At 60.9% G+C, this 24039-nt stretch carries 20 protein-coding genes; 6 read left to right on the forward strand and 14 right to left on the reverse strand.

All coding sequences use genetic code 11. The features are described 5' to 3' along the window. Positions 1-506: 506 nt before the first annotated feature. A complete protein-coding gene (locus AWB64_RS07895; protein ID WP_082850394.1) occupies positions 507-2609 on the reverse strand; it encodes an FUSC family protein in 2103 nt (700 codons plus the stop codon). Positions 2610-2974: 365 nt separating this feature from the next. Here AWB64_RS07895 and AWB64_RS07900 point away from each other — a divergent pair, with 365 nt between their 5' ends. Then, positions 2975-4147 (forward strand): NAD(P)/FAD-dependent oxidoreductase, encoded by a 1173-nt coding sequence (locus tag AWB64_RS07900; RefSeq protein WP_060818136.1) that lies wholly within the window; start codon positions 2975-2977, stop codon positions 4145-4147. Between the two features lie 59 nt (positions 4148-4206). Here the strand turns inward: AWB64_RS07900 and AWB64_RS07905 are convergent, their stop codons facing one another. Both AWB64_RS07905 and AWB64_RS07910 read right to left on the reverse strand, forming a co-directional pair. Next, entirely contained in the window at positions 4207-5052 is an 846-nt protein-coding gene (locus tag AWB64_RS07905) for an AraC family transcriptional regulator (protein WP_060818137.1), read from the reverse strand. Between the two features lie 69 nt (positions 5053-5121). Next, positions 5122-5568 (reverse strand): DUF2000 domain-containing protein, encoded by a 447-nt coding sequence (locus AWB64_RS07910; protein WP_244163978.1) that lies wholly within the window; start codon positions 5566-5568, stop codon positions 5122-5124. 318 nt (positions 5569-5886) lie between these two features. On the opposite strand from AWB64_RS07910, the gene AWB64_RS07915 reads away from it, so the two are divergent. Beyond that, on the forward strand, positions 5887-7188 hold the full coding sequence (locus AWB64_RS07915) for a sugar efflux transporter (RefSeq protein WP_060818139.1): 1302 nt from the start codon (positions 5887-5889) through the stop codon (positions 7186-7188). Positions 7189-7191: 3 nt separating this feature from the next. Here the strand turns inward: AWB64_RS07915 and AWB64_RS31520 are convergent, their stop codons facing one another. The 4 genes from AWB64_RS31520 to AWB64_RS07930 all read right to left on the reverse strand — a co-directional run bounded on the left by AWB64_RS31520 (position 7192) and on the right by AWB64_RS07930 (position 11129). Next, positions 7192-7380 carry a hypothetical protein gene (locus AWB64_RS31520; protein WP_157766598.1) on the reverse strand — a complete coding sequence of 63 codons (189 nt, stop codon included), beginning with the start codon at positions 7378-7380 and terminating at the stop codon, positions 7192-7194. Positions 7381-7424: 44 nt separating this feature from the next. Continuing rightward, the gene (locus AWB64_RS07920; protein WP_060818140.1) at positions 7425-8009 is read right to left on the reverse strand and encodes a glycosyltransferase family protein; all 585 of its coding nucleotides are present in this window, start codon (positions 8007-8009) and stop codon (positions 7425-7427) included. Between the two features lie 112 nt (positions 8010-8121). Further along, positions 8122-10413 (reverse strand): FdhF/YdeP family oxidoreductase, encoded by a 2292-nt coding sequence (locus AWB64_RS07925; protein ID WP_060818411.1) that lies wholly within the window; start codon positions 10411-10413, stop codon positions 8122-8124. A gap of 206 nt (positions 10414-10619) precedes the next feature. Next, on the reverse strand, positions 10620-11129 hold the full coding sequence (locus AWB64_RS07930) for a hypothetical protein (RefSeq protein WP_060818141.1): 510 nt from the start codon (positions 11127-11129) through the stop codon (positions 10620-10622). A gap of 318 nt (positions 11130-11447) precedes the next feature. On the opposite strand from AWB64_RS07930, the gene AWB64_RS07935 reads away from it, so the two are divergent. Further along, positions 11448-12143 (forward strand): glycosyltransferase family 2 protein, encoded by a 696-nt coding sequence (locus AWB64_RS07935; RefSeq protein ID WP_060818142.1) that lies wholly within the window; start codon positions 11448-11450, stop codon positions 12141-12143. Between the two features lie 27 nt (positions 12144-12170). On the opposite strand, the gene AWB64_RS07940 is transcribed toward AWB64_RS07935, so the two are convergent. Next, positions 12171-12758, reverse strand: coding sequence for a nucleotidyltransferase family protein (locus AWB64_RS07940; protein WP_060818143.1), 588 nt, complete (start codon positions 12756-12758; stop codon positions 12171-12173). A 216-nt stretch (positions 12759-12974) separates the two neighbouring features. Here AWB64_RS07940 and AWB64_RS32045 point away from each other — a divergent pair, with 216 nt between their 5' ends. Further along, the gene (locus tag AWB64_RS32045; RefSeq protein ID WP_060818144.1) at positions 12975-13937 is read left to right on the forward strand and encodes a hypothetical protein; all 963 of its coding nucleotides are present in this window, start codon (positions 12975-12977) and stop codon (positions 13935-13937) included. Positions 13938-14524: 587 nt separating this feature from the next. Here AWB64_RS32045 and AWB64_RS07955 read toward each other — a convergent pair. The 6 genes from AWB64_RS07955 to AWB64_RS07980 form a co-directional block, all read right to left on the reverse strand. After that, complete coding sequence (locus tag AWB64_RS07955) at positions 14525-16753, reverse strand: xanthine dehydrogenase family protein molybdopterin-binding subunit (RefSeq protein WP_060818146.1); 2229 nt, start codon at positions 16751-16753, stop codon at positions 14525-14527. Further along, the gene (locus AWB64_RS07960; RefSeq protein WP_060818147.1) at positions 16750-17739 is read right to left on the reverse strand and encodes an FAD binding domain-containing protein; all 990 of its coding nucleotides are present in this window, start codon (positions 17737-17739) and stop codon (positions 16750-16752) included. Before AWB64_RS07960 ends, AWB64_RS07955 begins: the two co-directional genes overlap by 4 nt. 9 nt (positions 17740-17748) lie before the next feature. Beyond that, positions 17749-18444 (reverse strand): 2Fe-2S iron-sulfur cluster-binding protein, encoded by a 696-nt coding sequence (locus AWB64_RS07965; protein ID WP_060818148.1) that lies wholly within the window; start codon positions 18442-18444, stop codon positions 17749-17751. 322 nt (positions 18445-18766) lie between these two features. Next, complete coding sequence (locus AWB64_RS07970; RefSeq protein ID WP_060818149.1) at positions 18767-19567, reverse strand: transporter substrate-binding domain-containing protein; 801 nt, start codon at positions 19565-19567, stop codon at positions 18767-18769. A gap of 150 nt (positions 19568-19717) precedes the next feature. Then, the gene (locus AWB64_RS07975) at positions 19718-20266 is read right to left on the reverse strand and encodes an isochorismatase family protein (RefSeq protein ID WP_244163979.1); all 549 of its coding nucleotides are present in this window, start codon (positions 20264-20266) and stop codon (positions 19718-19720) included. Continuing rightward, complete coding sequence (locus AWB64_RS07980) at positions 20256-21569, reverse strand: inositol monophosphatase (RefSeq protein ID WP_244163980.1); 1314 nt, start codon at positions 21567-21569, stop codon at positions 20256-20258. The genes AWB64_RS07975 and AWB64_RS07980 overlap by 11 nt, the downstream gene beginning before the upstream one ends. Positions 21570-21730: 161 nt before the next feature. Here AWB64_RS07980 and AWB64_RS07985 point away from each other — a divergent pair, with 161 nt between their 5' ends. Continuing rightward, positions 21731-22216, forward strand: coding sequence for a GFA family protein (locus AWB64_RS07985; RefSeq protein WP_082850395.1), 486 nt, complete (start codon positions 21731-21733; stop codon positions 22214-22216). Positions 22217-22386: 170 nt separating this feature from the next. Further along, positions 22387-23958, forward strand: a complete 1572-nt coding sequence (locus AWB64_RS07990) for a S53 family peptidase (protein ID WP_060818151.1) — start codon at positions 22387-22389, stop codon at positions 23956-23958. The last annotated feature ends 81 nt before the right edge of the window (positions 23959-24039 follow it).

Here is a 24039-nt window from a genome sequence, read left to right on the forward strand (position 1 = left end):
CATCGAGGATACGCAGGCGCCCAGTATCGCGATTAAATTCCGCGGACATCGACATGCCGTCGATTTGCCTGCTTGCGCGGACCGGTTTGCTTAGCATCATGCGCTCCCTTGCAACGTGTTTCATGACGTCCGTGAGACGTACTCGAAGCCGTTGGCCCCCGATCGATAATGCTCGATGGCCGGTGCCCGCAATATGCGGCAACCGCTGGATGCCGCGATTCTTCGGAGCAAACGAATCCCGAGCATCGTGCGCATTCCGCGCGACAGTCCGTGCTTTTATTGAAGGCGTTGAATTATCCGCACAATGACAACCATGCGGCGGCAACGCGATGCGGGAACACCGCACCAAATTTTGCCCGGGCGGCTTGCGCGTCCGGATGCGCGGCGAGAAAGGCGCATGACCTAAACATAAGCCGACGATTTCCGCGAGGCAATCCCTCATTTAGGGGTCATCGTCTATAAGGAAGTGGCTGATAGAACGGCACCGCGCCGCTCCATTCGCTCTTTCACATCCGGCCAGCTTCGCTGAGCAGGCGCCGCAGCAACATGACCTGATTGACCGCATCGGCTTCGAGTAACGACAGGCCGTCTTTCGGATAGGCCGCGTCCGGATGAGGCTGTGGATCACCGGACAATTCGGCCTCCATACTCCCGGCTGCCTTCCTGATCCATTCCGCGAGCGGCGCATTTGCGGTCAAGCCCGCGCCGAACGAACGTGCGCGAGTCGCTGTTCCCGCTACCCGGCGCAGCAGCGCAAGCGCGGTCGACCCGGTGCGGTCTCCGCTGGATGTATCGAGTTTCTCCAGCCGCAGACGTGCGAGCACTTCTTCCGCATTGTTGCTTGCGAGGCCGGCGGCGCGCCTGAGCCGCTCGAGTTCGAGTTCATCGCTTTTCGACTTTCCGAGCGACTCCGCGAGATAATCGAAATTCGCCGCGATCGCTTCGCTCAGGTGCTGGTTGAAGCGAGCCGGTTCCCGGCTTGGCCAGAGCAGGAAGGTCGCAAGCAAGGCCACCACACACCCAAGCATGTTGTTCGCGAGCCGCGTGATTGCGAAGCCAAGTTCAGCGCCGTCGGGCGCCGCGAAGTCCGCGACCAATACGAATGCGGGCGTAACGAAAAGCACGAAGAGACTATAGCTTACGGGTCTGAGCGCCATGGTCGCGCACACCAGCGGGAACACGACCAGCGAGATCGCCACGGGCGAATGGACCGCGAGACCAATCGCGGCCGCGAGCAGTCCGCCCAATATGCTGCCCGCCGCGCGCTCCATGCTGCGCGGCCAGCTCGTTGCAATGGACGGCTGCAAGGTCAGCAGCGTCGCCATGGTCGCCCAGTATCCGAACGGAAGGTGGAGCAGGCGCACCGTCATGAACACAATGGTCGCGGCCGTCGCAACACGCGCCGCGTGCCGCGCGCCGATAGATCCGCTCGACGCATTCGCCTTCAAGGTTTCTAGGCCGCGCTTCAGGTTCAATGCCGCTGTGTTCCACCAGGACACCTGCGCGATTGGCGCGGGTTCGAGTTCGCTGAAGTCGACGTCGAATCGAAGTGCGATTTTCTCGCCCAGCGCGGTTTCCAGTTGCCGCGCAAGCGAGTTGAGCCGGTCGCGCTGGCGGCGGTTTGGCTCCCAGGGTTTGTCGGCGATTGCGCGGGAAAGACGCAACAGGACCTCGGCGAAAGCTTCCAGTGCGCGCGCGGCGCGTTTCGCATTCGGCAGACGATGATGACCGCGCTCGCAGGCATCGGTGACGGCAATGAGGTATGCGAAGATCTGTTCGCTGTCGGCGAGCGCGAGGAGCAGGTTGCTGTAGGTGTCACGCCTGTCTGCCTTCGATGGAGGAACCCGCGCAAGCGCTTTCCGGGTTGTCTCTATGGCGGTGCGCGCCTGCCCTCGATACCGCGACGCGTGCGATGCCCATTCCTGGAATCCGGTGCGCTCGGTTTTGATCAGGCGGGCGGCGTCGCTTGCCATATCGGCGAGCCGCGCATAGGTCGAACGCATGGCGGTGCGGCTCCCTCCGAACGGATGGATGCGCCAGACTGTAAAGCTGAGCACGGTCGCAAACAGGCATCCGACCATATACAAAGCGAGGAACCGCAGGCTTCCAGAGGAGCCGTGAATGGGCCGGTCCACCATCACCACGCACGCCGTTGCTGCAAGAATCCCGACTTGCGCCGACGCCGAACCCCAGATCCGCGCGAGCGCGCCCAAGCCTGAAAATACAAAAACAGCGGCGGCCGCGGCAACGATAGTCGAACCCGACGCGTAGGCGGTCAGTCCTCCGCATATTGTCGATAACAGCGCGAACCCGCTCATGGACGCAAAGCGCATCCGGTTGGATCCCGCCGCATCCGCGAGACACGTCCAGAATGCGCCGATGGCCGCCCATGAGAACTCGGGCATATGCAGGAGATTGCCCAATAGAAGCATGACGGTGGATGCGAAAGCGGCGCGCAGCCCTTCCGACAGATCCGCCTGGTTCATCGCAAACGACACCATCCAGACAGGACGATTGCGCGCGACGAAGTCGAGCAATCCGGACGCCGCTTTGGAATGGCGTCCTGCTACCTTTCTCGATTCGCGCTGAATATCTCGCAGACGCAACATAAGCTTGATGGGAATTCGTGGTTGTTGCGTCAGGTTGGGGAAACGGGCGCAGGCTTAGCCGCCGGCCGGTTTGCTTGCGACGTCATGCGGGCACGTGCTGTTTCTCGAAGGCATCGACCGGCGGCCGGGGTCTGTTGACGATTGCCCGGCTGGGCTCAAAAGATTCGTATCCATCGGCTAAGAGAAGATAAGAGGAAGTGCGCGATTATTTCCGATAATACCATCGGGTTAATTGCAGTTAATTTACGGCGCGAAGAATAAAGAAAGCACGGCTCGCGCCGTTGTGTCCTCTGCAAGTTTGCTAACAAAAAAACACCGTAGTATCGTTTCCCGACTTGATTCGGTCATGCCCTCTGGAGCCGTTCGTGAGTTCAAAAGTTGTTATCGTCGGTGGCGGAGTGATCGGCAGTTCAGTGGCTTATTTCCTGCGCGCTTCGGACCCGACCGTGGCCGTCACGGTCATTGAACGCGACACGACTTACGCCCGATCTTCCTCGGCGCTCTCGGCGGCATCGATTCGCCAGCAATTTTCTACGCCATTGTCCGTGCAGATGTCCTTGTACGGTATCGAGTTCCTGCGTGGTATCGGCGACTTGCTTGAAGTCAACGGCGAAAAGCCATGCATCGATCTGCACGAAGGCGGCTACCTGTTTCTTGCAACGCCTCCCGGCGAATCCGTATTGCGCGAGAACCATGCAATGCAAACGCGTCTGGGCGCCGACATTTCGTTGCTTGACGAGGCAGCCCTGAGCGCCAGGTTTCCATGGCTGAATACGGACGATCTCGCGGCGGGCGCGTATGGGAATTCGGGCGAAGGATGGTTCGACGGATACGGTCTTGTGCAGGCGCTAAAGAAGAAAGCGCAAGCGCTCGGCGCGCGTTACGTTCCTGCTGAAGTCATGGGTATGGAACTGGCCGGCAACCGTGTCACTAGCGTGACAACGCGTGCCGGCGAGCGCTTCGATTGCGATACTGTCGTCAACGCCGCAGGTCCGTGGGCACGCAATATCGCGGTAATGATGGGTATCGACATGCCTGTGCGTGCGCGTCGGCGGAGCATCTTCAATGTGTCGTCGCCAGCCGTGCTCAACGCTTGCCCGCTGCTTGTCGATCCCACGGGCGTTTATTTTCGCCCGGAGGGGAAGACCTATATTTGCGGCACCTCGCCGGACCCGAATAACGATCCGGACGATCTGCCGCTGGACCAGGTCGATCACGCCATTTTCGACGACGTCGTCTGGCCTGTGCTTGCGAACCGTGTGCCCGGGTTCAAAGCGCTGCGGGTTGAAAATTGCTGGTCAGGCTATTACGAGTACAACGTGCTCGATCAGAACGCGATCATTGGCTACCACCCGCAAATCGATAATTGCGTATTTGCCAATGGTTTCAGCGGTCACGGATTGCAGCAAGGGCCGGCGACCGGGCGCGGTGTCAGTGAACTGATTCTGGACGGCAGGTATAAAACGTTGGACTTGTCTTCACTGGGCTGGTCACGTGTGATCGAGAACCGGCCGATCGTGGAGAAGAACGTAGTGTGACGCTCTTTCACTCGAAGCGAGTGTTGGCGTGTTGCCGGGGTTTTTTCAATGCGGCAGCGTCATGCGAATGCGGCTTGATAGACCTTCGGCGTGACGCCGGTCTGCTGCTTGAATACGCGCGTGAAGTGCGACTGATCCGCGAAGCCGACCCGTGCGCCGACCTCGGCAATCGGGCGGCCGTTGCGCAGCAGCGGCATTGCGCGGCGTACGCGTTCCTGTTGCTGAAACGCGTGCGGACTCAGTCCGGCCTCGCGCACGAAGGCGCGTAATAGTACAAACGGCGTCACACTGAATTCACGAGCCAGCGTCGATAAAGTCAGCCGCGCGTGCGTGTCCACGTCGAGGTTATCCCGCAGGCGATCTTTTACAGCCTTGACGAGCGCGGGTTCGCTGCGCACGGCAGGCAGAACGCCGGGCCGGCCCGCGTGACGCGCATACAAGCTGGTGACGGCGCTTGCCAGTACTTCGCTGCGCTTGAACGCGTCGTGGTCTGCCTCGGAACACCAGTTCACGCCGTAAAGATGCCGCGACAATTCCGTATCGGCGATAAACGGGCGCGGCATGTCGAAGCGCTCGCGCCGCGCAATGCCGAGCTGCTCGCAATACGCCCCGAGCGCCGCAGGCTGCACATGCGCCACGCGCATCTTCCATTGACCATCGCCGGCGGCGAGACCGGCATGCACGAGATCCGCGTCGATGACAATCACATCGCCGCGGCGGCACAAGCGTCGCTGTTGCCGGACTTCGACCGCAAGCACGCCGCCCGTGATCACGGCGAGACAATGCGTGTCGTGCGAATGGGGCGGATAGCGGTGACCAACGAAGCGGCCCTTGAGCATGACGGCATCCATCACGTCGGGCGCATGCCAGAGCTTGATCGAATTGCCTGGGGCGGTTGCGTTCATGAAAAATGCGGTTCTTGAAAGCGGCTGGAAAACGCCATGATATTCCTTGCGCTTTCACGCTGCTCGCGCTCAGGCGAAGAGCGCAAGTCCACCGACGAGCTTGCCGACTTTCTTCCTGGGCCCGACCAGACCGACCGCGAGATAGTGCAGCGACTCGCCCGGCAGTGAACTAACCACGCTCAGAAACGCGGCATAGTCGGTCGTGGTCTGGCCCTGCACCGGAAAGTCCACGACATCGCAATGCGGCAGCGATTTCAGGCGAAGCGCGCTCAACTGTGCGGACGTGGCTTTTAGCACTGGAATGCCGATGGGAATAAGGCCCGGATGCGTGGTTCCATCGAGTTCACGAAGCGGCTCTCCTACGAGATGGCTATGACGCTGCCCCAGCGTGAACGCCACGACCGCAGCGGCGTTCGACGCTTTACCGGGCGCCAGCGCTTCGTCCACGACAATCACACAACGCTCCGGCTCAGCCGGCGTTTGCGCAGCGCTCGCACCAATTGATTCGTTTTGCACTAACAATGCGTTTCTCCTGAAGGACATGGTGGAGAACATGCTAGGGAAGCGCCTCGCAAAAGTATTGGACGATTTTGCAGGGCGACCCGATTCGGCAGACTCGACCGGATCACGGCGTGCTTTGAACCACGCGAGTTCATCGAACCAACGTTTAGCTGGACGACATAAACGCTTTAACCCGTTGCTGTTTGTTGTGAGCATTCCATCAGACTCATTGAAAAAAACCTTCGCCCGTGTTTAAGTGCGCGCTGACGTCTCTTTTTCGCGCTCGCGCAACGCGGCCAAAAAAGAGGGTCCTGGCTGCCAATGTGAATTTCAATGAACGCCGTCTTCAAGACTTTTCTCGCGCTGATTCGTCTTCCCGGGTATCCCGGCATTTCACTCGCGATGTTTTTATCGGGCATTGCGTCGTCGTTCGCCGTGCCTTACACATCGCTGTTCGGTGCAACCGAAGCGCACATGACGCCGCTGCGCCTGGGCATCTTCATGACCCTGACGGCGGTCAGCAGCGTGGTCGTAAGCGCTTATCTCGGACGCGTGGCCGATCGGCGCAGCGATAAAAAACGCATCGTGCTGCTCTCAATAGCCGGCTCTGCATTGGGCTATGCGTTGCTCTGCGTCACGCGCAATTACATCTTGCTGACTATCTTCGGCTGCGTGTTCCTGAGCATTGGCGCGGCGGTGTTTCCGCAGCTTTTCACATTCAGCAAGGCGCGGATGCACGCCGAAGGCATCAGCAACACCGAATTGCCGATGGCGACATTGCGCACCACGCTTTCGTGCGCGTGGGTGTTCGGGCCGGCGGCTGGCGCAATCGTGCTGGGCGTGTCGGGCTTCAACGGGTTGTTTTTATCGGCGGCGGGTGCGTTTGTCGTGGCTGGCGTGATCGTATTGTTCATGCGCGAGCCGAAGGTGTATGACGCGCTCGAAGCGGGAGACAAAACCAGCAGCGAAATTCCGCAGCAAGGGAAGAACGCGCACGTGTACGCCGCGCTCGTGAGTTTCACGCTGATTGGAATGGGTTCGGCAATCGCGACCATCATGCTGCCGGTGCTGATCGTCGACCAGTTGCATGGCACGACGGCGCACGTGGCGCAAATGGTCGGACTCGGCGCATTCGCGGAAATCCCGATGATGCTGATGCTCGGCGGCGCGTCACGCCGGATCAACAAGGCGAACATGATCGCGTTTGCGTCGCTGTCGCATATCGTTTATTTCGCCGGAATCGCGCTTGCGCCCAATCTTTGGGTGCTCGTGCCGCTGCAAATCCTGAACGCGGTGGTTGTCGCCGTGACGTCGTGCCTCGGCATGTCGTATTTCCAGGAGTTGATGCCGGGCGCGCTGGCCCGCGCGACCACGCTGTTCTTCAACACCATGCGCACCGGCTCGGTGATGGCGGGCGTGGCGTCCGGGTTCGTTGCCGCGACGTGGGGGTATCGCGCGGTATTTGTGTTTTGCGTGGCGCTGGCCTCGACCGCGTCGGTCGTGCTGTTCATATTCAACTATCAGCGCGGCGCGAAGGTGTTTATCGATCCCGCCGCTGAGCCTGCCGCCGAACCGGTTGCGTCGGGCTCAGCAGTCGCGCTCGCCGAACCCACGCGCGCGGTGAGCAAGGTGTAACGCTCAGATGGGATGGCCGTCCGGAGGTGCATCGGGCTGCTGCGGTTCCTCCGGCCGATGCCCCGGCGACGGCGGCGACAACGGATCGGCCTCGGGGTCGCGGTTCGGGTCAGCGAGGGGATCGGGAATCGGATTGGTCTGCATGCGGTAGCTTTCGTATTTCACTGTTTCAACGCTCATTGCTGTATTCATGGCTCGCCTCGGTGGTCAACTCGGTGATCAAGTCTCGCGGAAGTTCATGCTGCATCCTTCAGCATAGGCGTATGGAGCGTGAAAGGCAGCCCGGGATGCGCTGTGCATTGCGTATGAAGTTCGGCGAGCGCCGCGCCCACGATGGCGTCGGCGGTCTCGCCAAAACGGCCGCTATCGAGGCTGATTAACGGAGTACCACGTTCATGCGCAAGTTGAGCCACCGCAGAACCTTGCGCGCGTTCGCTCAAGACCAGACGCGCATTTCCAATCAACGCAGCCTGGGTATCGCGTGTCATCGCGCCGGAGAGATAGAGCGCGCCGGACTGCATCGCGCCTAACACAGCGCCCGTGCGTTCGGATTCGGCAGGGTCCCCGATTATTCCAATTTGCCAGCCATCGGCGGCGAGGGTGTCGCTAATGTCGGCTAGCAACTGGCCGTTATCGGAGGCATGGGTATCCGAATGCGGATCGATCAGCACCAGACGATCCGGCTCGATACCGTGAAAAGCGAGCAGCGCTGCATAGTCGTCCTTGGGATGCACCACAGGTTCGAACGCGCATGCCCCCGACGCGGCGAGCTCGGCGCTCAAGGGTTCGTCTAAGGTAGCGAAGTCTGAAGCGGCAAGCATGGGTGGCTCCTGCTTATCTTGGAACGAGCGGTTGAGATCGTGGGCGGCATGGGCATTGGCCGCGCCGGGAGCTTGCAGCACGCTTCATGCCTGTTTGAGCTTCCGCTCCGCTTCAAGCCGCCATCTTCCGCAGCCGGATCGGGATGGCCTTGCCCGCCGGGACCTTGCTGCGCTTCGCATGGTGCGACACGGGAATCAGCCGGTTGCATTCGGGGTAATAGCCCATCACGCAACCCGCCGGGATGTCATAGGCATGGACTCGCAGGCCGCCGAGTTCGCGCGGCACATCGTCGTCGGTCACCGTCACGGCGGCCACGGCGTCGTCCTCGGCGAGCCCCAGTCGTGTCATGTCGGACTTGTTCATCAGCAGTACGTCGCGTGTTTTCATGACGCCGCGAAACCGGTCATCGAGCGTATAAACGGTTGTATTGAACTGGCTGTCGCCGCGCGTGGTCATCAGGCGCAACGTGCGTTCGCCGTCGAACTGCATGTCGGGGTCCTCGCCAAACCCTTCCGGCACAATAAAGTTTGCCTTCCCCGTCTTGGTCTTCCATTCGCGCCTGGCGGCGGGAAGCGGCCGATGAAACCCGCCTGGCTGCGTCATGCGCGCGTTGAACTCCTTGAACTGATCCGGATAGGTCCGCTCGATGGCACTGCGTACCAGCCCGTAGTCCGCCACCCAGGCGTCCCAGTCGATAGCCGGGTTCGGCGGCAGGATCGCCTTCGCAAGCGCGGCGACAATGGCAGGTTCGGAAAGCAGATGCTCGCTCGCGGGCTCGACCATTCCCTTCGATGCATGAATGCACGCCGTACTGTCCTCCACCGTGACAGTTTGTTCACCGCTCGCCTGCCGGTCCACTTCAATGCGTCCGAGACACGGCAGCAGATACGCCGCGCGCCCATGCACGACATGACTGCGGTTCAGCTTGGTCGCGATCTGCACGGTCAGCGGCACCTTCTTCCAGGCCGGATCGAGCACGCCCTGATCCGGAACCGCACGCGCGAAGTTGCCGCCGAGCCCGATAAACGCATCGATACCGCCATCGCGCACGGCTTCGCATGTATCGACGGTCGTGAGGCCCGTTTCCTTCGGCGGCTCGAAGTTATACAACTCGGCGAGCTTGTCCATGGGCACGAGCGCGGGCTTTTCCGTGATGCCGACCGTGCGTTGTCCCTGCACGTTCGAGTGGCCGCGAATCGGGCAGATTCCCGCTCCCTTCTTGCCGATATTGCCGCCGAGCAAAAGCAGATTCGTGAGCATTTGCACGGCAAGCACGCCCTCGCGATGCTGCGTGATCCCCATGCCGTACAGGATCATCACGGCTTTGGCTCGCGCGTATTCGGTCGCGGCCGCTTCCAGTGCTGCGCGCGTCAACGCGGATTCAAGTTCGATGTCCTTCCAGTCGGCGGCGCGCATTGCGTTGGCGAACGCTTCGAATCCATGCGTATGTTCAGCGATAAACCCCGCATCGAGCACACGCGGCGCGTTCGCGGCGACGGCTTTATCGTCGGCTTCGATCAGCGCCTTGCAGATACCCGTGACCGCCGCAATGTCGCCGCCGATCTTCACCTGGTGATACTGCGTGCTGATACAGGTTTGTTCAGTGGAAAGCATTTCTTTCGGTGACTGCGGATTGGCGAAACTCACGAGACCCCGTTCCCGCAGCGGATTGAACGTGATGATCTGCGCGTTGCGTTTCCTCGCTTCCTGAAGCGGATGGAGCATGCGCGGCGCGTTCGTGCCGGTGTTGTGGCCAAAGAAAAACATGCAGTCGGTGTGCTCGAAGTCTTCGAGCGTAACCGTTCCGACCGGCACGCCGATGGTTTCCGGCAACGCCACCGACGTACTCTCGTGGCACATGTTGGAGCTGTCCGGCAGGTTGTTGCAGCCATAAAGCCGCGCCATCAGCGCATACATATAGGAGGTTTCCAGCGACGCGCGTCCCGACGCGTAGAACACCACGCGCTTCGGGTCATAGCCGCGCAGCTTTTCGCCGATTTCATCGAAGGCTTGTTGCCATGAGATTGGCACATAGCGGTCCGACTCGGCGTCGTAGCGCATGGGGTGAGTGAGGCGTCCCTGCGATTCGAGCTCGAGATCGCTCCACGCTTCGAGCGCCGCCAGCGTGTGGTGAGCGAAGAAGTCGGGTGTCGCGCGCTTGCTCGTGATCTCCCAGGCGGTCGCTTTTGCGCCGTTCTCGCAGAATTCGAAGAGATGAGGGTCCGCCGGTTTTGCCCACGAGCAGCTCACGCACGCGAAGCCGTCCGGTTTGTTCTGCTTGAAGAGAACGCGCGTGCCGTTCGCGGCGACGTGCTCTTGAAGAAGTATCGATGAAACCGCTTTCACCGAACCCCAGCCGCCTGCCGGATGATCGTACTGCTTGATATTGGGTTGCTTGCTCATGGCTTCGACGCTCCGCGGATGGACAATAAGCGAACCGCTCGAATGCGTTCGCTGGCGGAGTTTCATTCAGCAAGAAACAGGCTCAGGCAGGCTCGACAAGCAATTGGGAGAAAATCGAAATGAAATCAGGAAAATGAAAGCCGCCGCCCCGTAGAGACGGGACGGCGGCTTTCGGATACTTCAATACGGGGGTTCGGCGGCCTGCGTCAGGCTTCTTCGGATTGCTGGCCTTCGGGCGCCGGTTTGAATTTATCGGCGCGACGGCGGATCTCTTCCACTTCGACCGTCACGAACGTGCGGTTTTCAGCGGCCAGCGCGCGTTGGTAAGACGCGCCTTCCGGCACGCGATGCAGCAGCGCGCGCATTTCACCTTGCGTTGTCTGCTCAACCGGTTCGAAGTTGTAGAGACGCAGCATCAACTCTGCGCGTTCGTGCAGCAGGAACAGGCAGGCCGCGAACACCGCTACCGCGACCACTTCCTGCGCGCCAAAGCTGAAGTCATCGGGAATTGGCGAGAACGGCATTGCCACGACCGCGATCAATCCGGCGAAAGCCAGCACGATTGTCGCGTACAGGAAAAATTTCGCACGGCCGACAATACGGTCGTGTTCCGCCTTGAGCTGACCGGCCGAACGCGGAATGAGGGCCGCATGGCCGTGGTGTTGCTCGTAATGCTGGTCGCGTTGTTGAGGTGCTGAAAGCGGAAGGGCGGCCATGGACTCGGTTGCCTCACAGTTCGGTAAGTTTGTCGCCAGGAATTGGCGCTGTCACCGGGTTAACGCCAGGCTTTCAGGAAAGTTGACGCAGGTTACGTGTTGTTTCAGTCAGGTCTCAAAATGTTTCCGTGCCGGGCACATAGAAGTGCTGTGTATTTGTACAGCCTGGCGTGCTGCATGCCACACACGCCCGGGGCGCAACACCCTGTTTTTTCAAGTCTTTCGCTGTCCGATCTCCGTTGGGAATGCCCATTGCTTGGTGCATCCGGCAACTGTCCGGGCGTTCCGGGCGAGAAAAATACGAACGGAGAGAAGAACATGATCGGCATCATCATTCCCGCTCATAACGAAGCGGCGCAGATCGGGGCGTGTGTAACGGCAGCGAAACGCGCGGCAAGCCATCATCAACTGCTCGGCGAAGACGTGCGCGTGATCGTGGTCGCCGACCATTGCAACGACGAGACCGCCGCCATTGCCGAAGCGCTCGGCGCGGAAGTGATCGCCGTGAATGCGCGCAACGTCGGCATTGCGCGGGCGGATGGGGCCGCGCGCGCGTTGTCACTGGGTGCGAGATGGCTGGCTTTCACCGATGCCGATAGCGTCGTCGCCGATGACTGGCTCGTTCGCCAGCTCGACTTGTGCGCTGATGCGGTTTGCGGCGTTATCGCGATTCACGACTGGTCGCCGCATTTATCGGCAGTGCGCGAGCATTTCGCGCGCACATATACCGACGCGGACGATCATCGGCATATTCACGGTGCGAACATGGGGGTATCGGCGGCGGCTTATGTGCGGGTCGGCGGTTTTGCTCCGCTGGAACACAGCGAGGACGTGGCGCTGGTCGAGGCGCTGATTGCCGATGGCGCGTCGATTGCATGGAGCGCGGCGCCGCGCGTGGTGACGAGCGCGCGCACGGACTTCAGGGCGCGCAAGGGGTTTGGCGCGACTTTGGTCGATGTGAGCCGGCGATACTTTCTGGCTTCGACGGGTGAGGAAGGGGTGCTGGCCGCTTAGAACGATTCGTTTGCTTTGACGCCGGATTCAGTCTGCCTTCAAATCTTCCGGCACATCGACATCGCGAAGAATATTCGCATCGTCGACATTGATTTTTTCCACTTCCTCCGACATGAACAGCGCCCGCGCTCCGGCATCGCCGTCGAGTGCGCTTAGCGCGTCCAGGTGGATCGCGGCGAATCCCGCCGGATGTCCTCGCTGCCCGCGATAAAACGGCGCGACAATCGACGCCCCCGCATCCAGCGAGCGCGCGACCGCTTCCACCGTTGCGGGCTCGATCCACGGCATGTCGCCAAGCGTCACCAGCCACCCCTCGGCTTCCGGCGTTGCGCGGACCGCGGCGGCGAGCGTTGCGCCCATGCCGCGTTCGGCATCGATGGAAAACATCACGTTGCATCCCGCTTCGTTCAACACTTCGGCGAGCTTTTCCGATCCCGGCCGCACGACCGCCAGCACGCTCGATACCGCCGATAACAACCGCCGCGCCGACTGAAACACCACAGGTGTGCCATCGGGGAGCGTGGCAAGAAGCTTGTTGTGAAGGCCGCTTGGGTCGAAGCGGGAACCATAGCCGGCGGCAAGCAGGATGCCCGTAGCGCTCGATGCGTAGCTCATGCCGGCGTCCTGAAAAAAGGGGAGGAATTAAGAGCGTTGATTTTGACAAGCTGTATTGCTTGCTGCAAGCAGGAAAAAAACCGCGCGGCGTTTAACCGTCTCGTCAGCCACGTTTCAGTGATGTACAAGTCCATGATTGGCGCTGCCCCCTTTATTGAGACAGGCTGAGGGCGAAGTGGGTTAGCGTTACGGTCGTTAAAACACAAAGCAACTGAGATGACAACCGAACTCATGCGCTATGAGGGCCACCGCTTCTTGCTTTATAAAAAGTGGGACTACCCGCCGAATGGCAGGACCAAAGAACAGACAGAAGCACTCGAAGCCGGAAAAGCCTTGTCCAAAGCCGCGAATTTCGAGCATTGGGCAAGCGAGCTAGAGCTGGTTAAACGCATTCAAACATTCCTTGTAGATTCGTTTCCTTCCTACCGCTCAAGCCCTTGCAGTGATCGCCCCGGCGATATTATCAAGACGTTTTGTTGGGAAGTGCGCAACGAGGCGGCGGTGATCGTGCGCGCCAAGCCAGAATACATCGTCCACAATGGCTTCGTCCCGAAACGCGAATTCGACTATGCCGCGTATAAACGTGATTTGGACGAACGTGATCGCGCTTACATGGCACGTTCGAAAGCGTACTCTGATGATCTGAAGGCATATAACAAGTCAATCGATGACCGCATCAGGCGCGAAGCTAACGCGCTAAAACCGTACCGGCATATCGAAACGATGGCCGAAGCGCAAGCGCGTACCATCGCAGCGCGCGCTGCCGGTGACGACACAAGCGCGCTTGCGTCGTCGGTCGTATCGGCGCTGTCCGCTGTCGCGTCGTCCTTGCCGTCGATTGAAGTTGACACGTTTGACCTCGACGGTGCCTCGAAAGCTGGCACGAGCCCCACACCGTTAGCCGATGCCGTGCCGTTCGAGTTTGGCGAGATGCCGGCCTTTGGCGGTAGTTATGAAATCGCGAAAACGCCCAACTACGGGGAACCGGGCACGTGGTACACGAACCCCGGAAGCGGGCAAATGCGGTTGTATGGGGACACTGGCGCGCCCGTTGTGGACTTTGATTTCGATCATGACCACGGCCAGGGAATTCCGCATGCGCATAACTATGGGCCGGTTGGCGCGGACGGCGCATTCACCCGGGAAAGCGGACGAAGTTTTTCTATTCTTCCGCGGTAACACCGAAGTTTCTGGAGCTAAAAATGATTAGAAAAAAGAACTACCACGACGCCGAATTAGTTGGTTTGTATTACATGCGAGACAGGCATCATCTATTGCTGAATTTTCAACTCGTAGAAGGCGATCTAGCGATTGTCCGGTGCGAGGGCGTAACCCATTTCAGGCTTGGCGAAATGGGTTCGCAGAACGTCACATCGCGATTGTTAATTTCCTCCGAGTTTGATTTTCAGCCAGACGAAATCCGAAATTACATCAATTGGGCGTGCAGTCGAGACGGATATGAGCACGGAATGACTGACTCAAGAGCCGCATACTTTGGAAGTGGCATACGGCATCGACAATTGACACTTCTTGTTTTGGAACCATCGATTGGTGCGGAAGCGGCTGTGGTTTGCAAGTCTGTTATACACGTCGAGTAAGTTCAACGATATTTACAGGGCAGCGAAGGTGCGTCGCTTCAAAAGCGGGCATCGAGGCTTCGGGATTTGAGCATGGCGACGAGAAGTTTTAAGTAGTTCCGATGCAGGAAAAAACCGCGCGGCGTTAAGCGGTCGCGCGGTTTCATGACATCGACACCACTACATCCACTACGCCATCGTTTTCGGCATCACCTTGTCGAGCGTGATCGGCAAATCCCGCACGCGCACACCGGTCGCGTGATACACCGCGTTCGCAATCGCGCCCGCCACGCCCGTAATGCCAATCTCCCCGATTCCCCGCACACCGAGCGAATTGATATGCGGATCGGTCTGCCCAAGCACCGTAATATCGATTGCGTTGATATCGGCATTCACAGGCACGTGATATTCGGCGAGATTGGCGTTCGTGTAGCGGCCAAAACGCGGATCGAGTTCGCTTTTTTCAGTGAGCGCCGAGCCAATGCCCCACACCACGCCGCCCATCAACTGGCTATGCGCGGTTTTTTCGTTGAGCAGGCTGCCCACGTCGTACACGCTCACCACGCGCGCGACGCGGATCGTGCCAAGGTCGGCATCGACGTGAACCTCCGCGAACACCGCGCCGAACGAGTGGAACGCGTACTCCTTTTTCTCGTCGCCGGGCTTCGCTGTGGCCGTGGCTTCTATCGGCTTGCCGCCGTTACGCGCAATCACCGCCGCCGCCGGATCGCGCTTCGACGGGTCCGCGCGGCTGATCACCCAGCCGTTGTTGACCGTCACGTCGTCGGGCGATGCACCGGCGAGCGGCGAACCCGAATCGGCGATGGCCATTGCGATCAACTTGCCGCGAGCCTGCGACGCCGCGTCGCGCACCGCTGGCGACACGCTTGCCGCGGATTGCGATCCGCCCGACACCGGCGCTTTCGGCAACGATGAATCCCCGAGCGCGAACGTCACCATTTCCATGGGGAAGCCGAGTGCATCGGCGGCGACCTGGGTCATCACGGTGAAGGTGCCGGTGCCGAGATCCTGCGTGCCGGACGCCACCATCGCCGTGCCGTCCGGCAAGATGCGCGCGATCGCCGATGCCTCGCTGCGATTCGCCGGATACGTCGCGGTCGCCATGCCATAGCCGATCAGCGTGTTGCCTTCGCGCATGGAACGCGGTTTAGGATCGCGCCGCGACCAGCCGAATTTTTCCGCGCCGACCCGGTAACACTCGCGCAACGACTTCTCCGACCAAGGCTTTTTCTCCTGCGGCTCCATGTCGGCGTGGTTTTTCAGACGGAAGGCGAGCGGGTCCATGTTCAACTGATATGCCATTTCGTCCATCGCGGATTCGAGCGCGAACGAGCCGCTCGTTTCGCCCGGCGCACGCATGAAGGTCGGCGTGCCGACATCGAGTTTCACCAGCTTGTGCGTGGTCGCCTGATTCGGCACGGCGTACAGCATGCGCGTGAGAATGGCCGAGCTTTCGTTCCAGTCCTCGAACGTGGATGTAGTCGATATCACGTCATGACGCATGCCCGTGAGCGTGCCGTCGTCGCGTGCGGCGACCTGGAAATGCTGCTCGGTGAAAGGACGGTTTCCCACCATGCCGAACATCTGCGGGCGTTCCAGCACGAGCCGCACAGGCCGTCCGGTCTGCTTCGCGGCCATCGCGGCGAGTACGACATGCGACCAGACCGAGCCTTTGCAGCCGAACCCGCCGCCAACGAACGGGCAGATCACGCGCACATTATCCTCGCCGATACCCAGCGTTTTCGCCACCGCGCTGCGCGCGCCGGAGACGCCCTGGGTTGCATCGTAAAGCGTGAGATTGGGGCCGTCCCAGCGCGCCAGCGTCGCGTGCGGCTCCATTGGATTGTGGTGCTCGTTCGGCGTGGTGTAGACCACGTCGAGTCGTGTCGGACCTTGCCGGAGGCCTGCGGCAACGTCGCCGCGCTGCGTGTCGATAGGCCGTCCCATCATCTTTTCCGGCCGGTACGCGCTGCCTTTGGCACCTTCGTAGTCCGCGTTGGGTGAAGCCGCCTCATAACGGATCGATGCCTGCAACTTGCGCGCGCCATCGGTTGCGCGTTCCAGCGTGTCGGCCACGACCACCGCGACCGGCTCGTTGCTGTAGCGCACTTCATCGGTTTGCAGCAGCGACAGCCGGCGCACGGCAGGCGGCGACGCATCCGGCTTGCCGCCATTGGGCAAACGCATTGCGGTTTCGTGCGTCATCACGAGCAGCACGCCGGGCATGGACTGCACGCGCGCGGTGTCCATCGACGCCACGCGGCCGTGCGCAATCGTGCTCGTCACGAGCACCGCATGTGCGAGCTTGGCTTCGGGGTTATCGGCGGAATAGCGGGCCTGGCCCGTGACTTTCAAAAGTCCGTCGGTGCGATCGAGCGGTTGTCCGAGAACACTCATGCCACACCTCCAGCGGTTGAAACGGCTCGGACGATCGCGCGCTGAGCCAGTTCTATCTTGAAGCGGTTCTCGCGATAACCCTTCGCATCGCGCACGGCGAGCGCGGCGGCGCGTTGCAACGTATCGTGCGAAAGAGGGTTGCCGACGAGCATCTGCTCAGTTGCCGTCGCGCGCCACGGTTTGTGCGCGACCCCGCCCAGCGCGACGCGCGCCGTCTTCACGGTGTCGCCGTCCATCTGCAATGCCGCCGCGACCGAGACGAGCGCGAACGCGTAGCTCGCGCGATCGCGCACCTTCAGGTAATGCGAGTGATCGGCGAACAAGGGCGGCGGCAGATCCACCGATGTAATCAGTTCGCCACTCTTGAGCGTGGTATCGACTTCGGGATGATCTCCCGGCAGCCGATGAAACTCCGCAAACGGAATCGCGCGCTCGCCTTGCGGACCGTTCACGCGCACGACGGCATCGAGCGCGGCGAGGGCCACGCTCATGTCGGAGGGATTCGTCGCGATGCATTGTTCGCTCGCGCCGAGGATCGCGTGGATGCGGTTGTTGCCTTCCAGCGCCGCGCAGCCGCTGCCTGGCGCGCGCTTGTTGCACTGGCTGAAGCCCGTGTCATAGAAGTAATAGCAGCGCGTGCGTTGCATCAGGTTGCCGCCGACGGTCGCCATATTGCGCAATTGCGCCGATGCACCCGCGAGAAACGCCTGCGATAAAAGCGGATATCGCCCGCGAATCCATGCGTGGTTCGCGGCGTCGCTGTTGCGAACGAGCGCGCCGATTCGCAGCCCGCCATCGGGTAATGGCGTCACGCTGCCGAGGCTGTTGATATGCGTGATATCGACGAGTTTCAGCGGTCTTGCAACGCCTCCTTTCATGAGGTCCAGCAGGTTCGTCCCACCGCCGATAAAAGCCGCGCCGGGTTGTTGTGCAGCCTTGATTGCCGCGCTGACATCGGTTGCGCGTTCGTAGGAAATGGCATCCATGTCGCGCTCCTAGGCCTTGGTGATCGAGATGGCTTTCACCGCCGAAACAATGTTCGGATACGCGCCACATCGACAGATGTTGCCGCTCATGCGTTCGCGGATTTCGTCGTCGGAGAGTTGTGGCGGACGGAAGCGGACATCGGCGGTGACGGCGCTGGCGTCGCCGGCACGGAATTCATCGAGCAGGGCCGTGGCCGAACACAGTTGGCCCGGCGTACAGAAGCCGCACTGAAACGCATCGTGCTCGATGAAAGCGGCCTGTATGGGGCTTAGCTTTTGCGCGGCGGCGAGCCCTTCAACGGTCGTGATCGACTCGCCTTCATGCATGACGGCGAGCGTCAGGCATGAATTGATGCGGCGGCCGTTCGCGATCACCGTGCAGGCGCCGCATTGTCCGCGGTCGCAACCTTTCTTGGTTCCGGTGAGGCTTGCATATTCGCGCAAGGCGTCGAGCAAGGTGGTGCGCGCTTCGAGTTGCATTTCGTAAGGATGACCGTTGATGGTCAGCTTCACGGGCATGAGCGACGCGGCGGTGCCGGTATTGGTCGATACCGTGGATGCGTCGGCCATGGCCGGCTGTTGCTGTGCATGAGCCAAAGGCGCTGCCGATACCGCGGCGGCTGCGGCGGCGGATTGCAGGAAGCGGCGTCGGGAGGGTTTGACTATGTCGTGAGAGGCGGTGGTGCTGTCGGTCGTGTGGGGCATGGCGATGTGAAAGCTCCTCGCTGAGTCGGTCGGCGTTGGCTCGACGCACTCAATGTCGCTATGCGTCTGGCTAACAGCGGTGCTGTTCATTCGCTTGGTCGTGCTGCGAGCGCAGTGGCGAACCAAAAGGCGAATGGAACAACGGCAGTGAGCAAATCCAGTGCCATACATGCATGCCGCGTTTTGACGTGCCGCGGCCGAACGATTGCAGGTAAGGGCTACATTCAGCGGTAAAACGCGCAGAGGTAAACGCAACCGCCGCCCAAAGGCGGCAGTGCATCAATCATCAATCGAACTGAGGATCAAAAAACCGGAAGCCAGCTTACAGATCGCTGGGGTACGGTGCCTTCAGCCACTTTGTCGAAAGCTTGTTCAGCGTGCCGTCGTTTTTCGCCTTCAACACTGCCGCGTCGACTTCCTTGAGCAAGCGTGTCTCGCCCTTGTTGACCGCGACATGATCGGGTGAACTGAAAAGCTGGAACTTCTGTTCGGGCGCAATCGGCGGATTCCGCGCGATGATCGTCGCGCCTACGTCGTTTCCCACCACCATCAGTTGAACCTGCCCCGACAGAAACGCCGAGATCGCGCCGTTGGGGTCATCGAAACGCTTGATGGTCGCATCCGGCGGCGCGACCTTCGTCACGCTCAAATCTTCCAGCGTGCCGCGCGCCACGGAAATCGTCTTGCCGGCCAGGTCCTTCTCGTTTTTCACGGCGAGCGTCTTCGGCCCGAATACAGCCAGGTAATACGGCGCATACGGCCGGGAAAAATCGAGCACCTTGTCGCGCTCGGGCGTCTGGCCCACGCTCAGCAATACATCGGCTTTACCCGTGGCGAGGTACGCCATCCGGTTTTCGCCCGTGATCGGAACCAGCTCGACCTTGACTTTCATTGCCTTCGCCAGGTAATCGGCCATTTCGATGTCATACCCCTGCGGCTTCATATCCGGACCGATAGAACCAAACGGAGGGTAATCCATGAACACGCCGACCCGGACGACGCCGTTTTTCTGCACGGTATCGAGCGCATCCGCGTGGGCGAGCGACGCCGCGCCCGCAAGCGGCACGGCGAAAGCCGCGGCCACAAAAATGCGCCGGGCAAGGCGTGAGAGGCAAAGGGTCATGGTGGTGGCCTTGAGCAATGGCGAAAGTCGGAGAGATTGCGGCTTGAACGACCGCGTGTGAATGGACTGTAGGGAGGCCAAAATCCCGTAACAATCGAAATCTGCTCATGCCAGCCATGACGGCTAGACATGGCTCGCGCGCTATTTGCTCTATTTGATGAGCGCGAGTACTTCCTTGAACCGCGCGTTCTCGCAACTTTCCACCCAGCCGAAAATCGCCGTTTCGGTTGTGGTGGGAAGCGCGCCGTCGCGCTGCGCGCGTGCCAGCGCGATTGCCTTATCCTCCGGCACGCGTGAACCGGTGGCATCGGCGATGAGTTCCACGGCGTAACCCAGCCTGAGCAAACCGCGTATGGTCAGCAGAACGCAGACATGCGTCTCGCAACCCGCCACGAACAGCACCGTGTTCTTCGGCGGCAGCGCTGCAATGAAGTCCGGGCAGAGCGTGGCGTCGAATGTGTGCTTCTCAATGACCCGATAATGCTCGCGAATCGAACCATGGGGCAAACCGCGGGTCAGCCCGTCCACGCTCGCGCCAAGTCTTTTCGCATTTTGCTCCGTGACGAGCACAGGGATGCCGAGCAGATCCGCCGCCGAGATCAGCGCGGCGCACCGTTTGAGCACGCGCCCGGCGTTGTCGATATGCGGCATCAGCTTCGCCTGCATATCGACCACGATCAACATCCGGTCAGGCTTCACTTTCCATGATCCGGTCGATCAGCCGCGCGTTTTCTCCCGCCGATCCAATTCCGGCATGCTTTGCCATCGGAATGAAGAAATGCGTCTTCACATTCGGCAGGCTGGCGCGTTCGAGCCACTCCGACAGATGTTGCGTGAGACGTTGCGCGGGGACATCGAGTTCGCGGCGCAGCGCGGGCGGCAACTGCTCCAAGTATCGCGCTTCCGTCTGATACGGCTCGGGCGCGACGCACAACGCATCGGGGCGGCCGTCCGGGTCCGCGGGCAGGCGCTCGAGCGCCTCGCGCAGGAGCGCAACGCCCAGACCTTCGCCGCGCCAGGGTTTGCGCACTTCCCACGTGCTGATAAACACCACCCGGTGCGTGTTGAACACCGAACACAGGCGTTCCGGCCCGAGCGCCTCGGTCGCGGCGAGCGCCAGCGACAGCATTTCGCCGGAGTAGGTGTCCAGCACATAAACCAGGTCGGCGCTGCTCTGGATGGGCGGCACTTTCACGAGCTTCAACTCGACGGCGGCCGCGACAATATCTGTCCCGGCTTCATGAAAGACGGCGAATGCGGTGCCGAGGCGTTCGTCGTCCACTTGCGGGTATTCATGGCGGTACGTCATGGTCAGCAGGAACGGGCCGATCTGTTCGCGGTAGGCGAGCGGCTTGTCGACGTCGTAGTCGCTTGTGCCTTCCAGCCCGTACGGGTCGTAATCCCTCGGCGTCGCTTCTCCCGGTGAATGCCGCACAGCGGCCACGGCAGCGGCCGGGCGGCGCGATTTCGGCACGAGATCTTCCGGCAAGCCTTCCCAGCTGAGCCGGAGAAATTCACGCCCGCCGCGATAATGCGTTTCAAACAGCGACGCTACCGGCGCGGCGGAAAAAGGCGCAAGGATACGTTCGGCGGATTCCATCGCGCGATCCATGAGCTGATCGGCTTCGGCGGGATCGGGCACGTGGCGGGTGGTGTCATCGGCCGTTCCGCCTTCTGCAACGTGTTGCGCGCGCGCAAGTTCGAGCCATTCGTCGGCGGCGCGTTCGGCGAGAAAACCCGCGGCGATCTGAGCGCCGGACAGTATGATCGACTTGCCTGTTTCTCCCAGCGGGAACACGTACTCGTCGGACATCACATCCTCGACGCTCACGCTTTTGTAATCCGTACGAGGCGATGGCGCGTTCGCGGCGGCGTCGTACCGTTCATGCGAGAGCACGTGGGCGGCGAGATCCGCCGCGCCTGGTGTTGCGTTCGGACCAGTCGCCGTTGCGAATGCCGAGGCGCCGGTGGGGAGCAGAGCCAGCAGGGATACGTGCTTCATGAACGCCATCTCCGTCTCTTTGGGGGTGTCATCGTAGCAAACCCGCGGCTTTTTGCAGCGCCCGCGTGCGCTTCGGCGCAAGAGTTGCTACCAGTCGCATATTGGTACTACCGTTGCCGTTGCCTGGATCATGTACCGATACCAGTTTACAGGGAGCCGCGATGAACCATTCCACAAGTCACTCCAGTCACGCTAATCACTCTAGTCAGGAACCGGTCGACGGGGAAGCCGGATCGGGCGAACACCGCGAATATCGCGAGACCACGCACGAAGGAGGTTGCGCATGCGGCGCCTGGCGGTTCGTGGTGTCGTCCGATCCGGATCGCGTCGGACTGTGCCACTGCATGACTTGCCGCAAGGTGCATGGCTCGGCGTTCGGCGCGTATGCCGTGTATCTTGCCGAACAGGTCACCATGTCGGGCGCCACCAAAGCCTGGCAAAGTTCCGCCGATGCGCGCCGGCATTTCTGCGCGGTGTGCGGGTCGGTGGCGTACATGGCGTATGTGAACACTGACGAAATCGACCTTCCAATTGGCGCGTTCGATGAAACTGGCTTTCTCGAACCGACTTACGAGTTGTGGTGTATCCGCCGTGAACCGTGGTTGTCCGCCGGCGGCCGCCGGGAATATCCTGAAGACCGGCCCTGAATCCGCTTTTTGCGTCCGGTTTTGCTTTCGTTGGCAATCGTTTGCCGGTTCCGGAACTGCGTTCATCGCGGTATGTCGGAAGAACGTTGTCCGACGGAAAGCCCTGTCGGTCATCTCGAACGCCCAATCCACGCGACACGAATTTCGTACCAGCAAGGAGTCCGAGCACCATGACCGTTACAAAACACCCGATCCCAGGCAGCGACAAATCGCAACCCGAAGGCGCGCGTTGCGTCGGCGCGTGCAATCCGGATGAAAAAATCGAAGTGGTGGTGATGCTTCGCCGGCAAAACGAAGGCGAATTCAAGCAGCTGATGCAAAAGATCAACGAAGGCGCCGCCGACGTAACGCCGGTTTCCCGCGATGAATTCGGCAAGCGCTTTGGCGCATCGCAAGCGGATGTGGCCAAGATAGAAGCGTTTGCAAAGGCGCAGGGACTGGATGTGGTCCGTGCGGATGCTGGCTCGCGCAGCGTGGTGCTGTCCGGCACGATCGCACAATTCAGCGCCGCGTTCGACGTCAAGCTCGAACGTTTCGAACACCACGCAATTGGTGAATATCGCGGGCGTTCGGGACCGGTGAACGTGCCATCGGACATGAAGGACGCCGTAACCGCCGTGCTCGGTCTGGACAGCCGGCCGCAAGCGCGTCCGCATTTTCGTTTCCGGCCGCCATTCCAGCCTGCGCGCGGTCAGGCGAGCACTTCGTACACGCCGCTCGATCTCGCGCGCCTCTACAATTTTCCCGATGGCGACGGCAGCGGGCAATGCGTTGGCATCATCGAATTGGGCGGCGGGTATAAGCAAAGCGATCTCAGCGCGTATTTCTCGAAGCTCGGCGTGGGCAAGCCGGATGTGATATCCGTTGGTGTCGATCAGGCCAACAATGCGCCCACGGGAAATCCGAACGGGCCGGACGGCGAAGTAACGCTGGATATCGAAATTGTCGGCGCCATCGTGCCGGGCGCGCGCATCGCGGTGTATTTCACGACCAATAGCGACGCGGGTTTTGTCGATGCCGTGAACCGCGCGATCCACGACGACGCCAACAAGCCCTCCGTCATCTCCATCAGTTGGGGCGGCCCGGAATCGAACTGGACGGCGCAGTCGCAAAATGCGTTCAACGACGTGCTGCAATCCGCTGCGGCCATGGGCGTGACGATTTGCGTGGCGTCCGGCGACAGTGGTTCCAGCGACGGCGTGGGCGACGGCCACGATCACGTCGATTTCCCGGCATCGAGCCCGTACGTGCTTGCTTGCGGCGGGACGAACCTGAGCGCATCGGCGAAAGGCATTACGAGCGAAGTGGTATGGAACGACGGCGATCAGGGCGGCGCGGGCGGTGGCGGCGTCAGCGCGGTTTTCGCATTGCCTGTCTGGCAGAACGGCCTGAACACGACGCGCGCCGAAGGTGCGAAGGCAGCGCTCAAAAAACGCGGCGTGCCGGATGTGGCCGGGGACGCGTCGCCGCTAAGCGGCTACGACGTGCTGATCGGCGGCACGGAGACGGTCGTGGGCGGCACGAGCGCGGTCGCGCCGCTATGGGCGGCGCTGATTGCGCGGATCAATGCAACGGCGGGCAAGGCCGCTGGATTCATCAATCCGAAGCTGTATCGCGCGAAAACGGCGGGGCACGATATTACTCAGGGCAACAACGGCAGTTTCGAGGCATCGGCGGGATGGGACGCGTGCACGGGTCTCGGCAGTCCCGATGGCGCAAAAGTCGCGGCGGCGCTTAAATAAGCGCTGCGCCGGAAGGCATGGAAGACATGAAAGACCAAGGAAGATTCGCGCAAGAACTCCAACAACAACGGCAAAGGAGCA

Source organism: Caballeronia sordidicola (genome assembly GCF_001544455.2).
GTDB classification, from domain to species: Bacteria; Pseudomonadota; Gammaproteobacteria; order Burkholderiales; family Burkholderiaceae; genus Caballeronia; species Caballeronia sordidicola.

Excerpts from the sequence above, each read along its gene's own strand:
- AWB64_RS07965 (WP_060818148.1), bottom strand. The coding sequence starts at position 18,444 with ATGCCCCACACGACCGACAGCACCACCGCCTCTCACGACATAGTCAAA.
- AWB64_RS07985 (WP_082850395.1), top strand. The coding sequence starts at position 21,731 with ATGAACCATTCCACAAGTCACTCCAGTCACGCTAATCACTCTAGTCAG.
- AWB64_RS07905 (WP_060818137.1), bottom strand. The coding sequence starts at position 5,052 with ATGAACGCAACCGCCCCAGGCAATTCGATCAAGCTCTGGCATGCGCCC.
- AWB64_RS32045 (WP_060818144.1), top strand. The coding sequence starts at position 12,975 with ATGACAACCGAACTCATGCGCTATGAGGGCCACCGCTTCTTGCTTTAT.
- AWB64_RS07930 (WP_060818141.1), bottom strand. The coding sequence starts at position 11,129 with ATGGCCGCCCTTCCGCTTTCAGCACCTCAACAACGCGACCAGCATTAC.
- AWB64_RS07920 (WP_060818140.1), bottom strand. The coding sequence starts at position 8,009 with ATGCTTGCCGCTTCAGACTTCGCTACCTTAGACGAACCCTTGAGCGCC.
- AWB64_RS07935 (WP_060818142.1), top strand. The coding sequence starts at position 11,448 with ATGATCGGCATCATCATTCCCGCTCATAACGAAGCGGCGCAGATCGGG.
- AWB64_RS07895 (WP_082850394.1), bottom strand. The coding sequence starts at position 2,609 with ATGTTGCGTCTGCGAGATATTCAGCGCGAATCGAGAAAGGTAGCAGGA.
- AWB64_RS07955 (WP_060818146.1), bottom strand. The coding sequence starts at position 16,753 with ATGAGTGTTCTCGGACAACCGCTCGATCGCACCGACGGACTTTTGAAA.
- AWB64_RS07940 (WP_060818143.1), bottom strand. The coding sequence starts at position 12,758 with ATGAGCTACGCATCGAGCGCTACGGGCATCCTGCTTGCCGCCGGCTAT.
- AWB64_RS07970 (WP_060818149.1), bottom strand. The coding sequence starts at position 19,567 with ATGACCCTTTGCCTCTCACGCCTTGCCCGGCGCATTTTTGTGGCCGCG.
- AWB64_RS07915 (WP_060818139.1), top strand. The coding sequence starts at position 5,887 with ATGAACGCCGTCTTCAAGACTTTTCTCGCGCTGATTCGTCTTCCCGGG.
- AWB64_RS07980 (WP_244163980.1), bottom strand. The coding sequence starts at position 21,569 with ATGAAGCACGTATCCCTGCTGGCTCTGCTCCCCACCGGCGCCTCGGCA.
- AWB64_RS31520 (WP_157766598.1), bottom strand. The coding sequence starts at position 7,380 with ATGAATACAGCAATGAGCGTTGAAACAGTGAAATACGAAAGCTACCGC.
- AWB64_RS07960 (WP_060818147.1), bottom strand. The coding sequence starts at position 17,739 with ATGGATGCCATTTCCTACGAACGCGCAACCGATGTCAGCGCGGCAATC.
- AWB64_RS07990 (WP_060818151.1), top strand. The coding sequence starts at position 22,387 with ATGACCGTTACAAAACACCCGATCCCAGGCAGCGACAAATCGCAACCC.
- AWB64_RS07925 (WP_060818411.1), bottom strand. The coding sequence starts at position 10,413 with ATGAGCAAGCAACCCAATATCAAGCAGTACGATCATCCGGCAGGCGGC.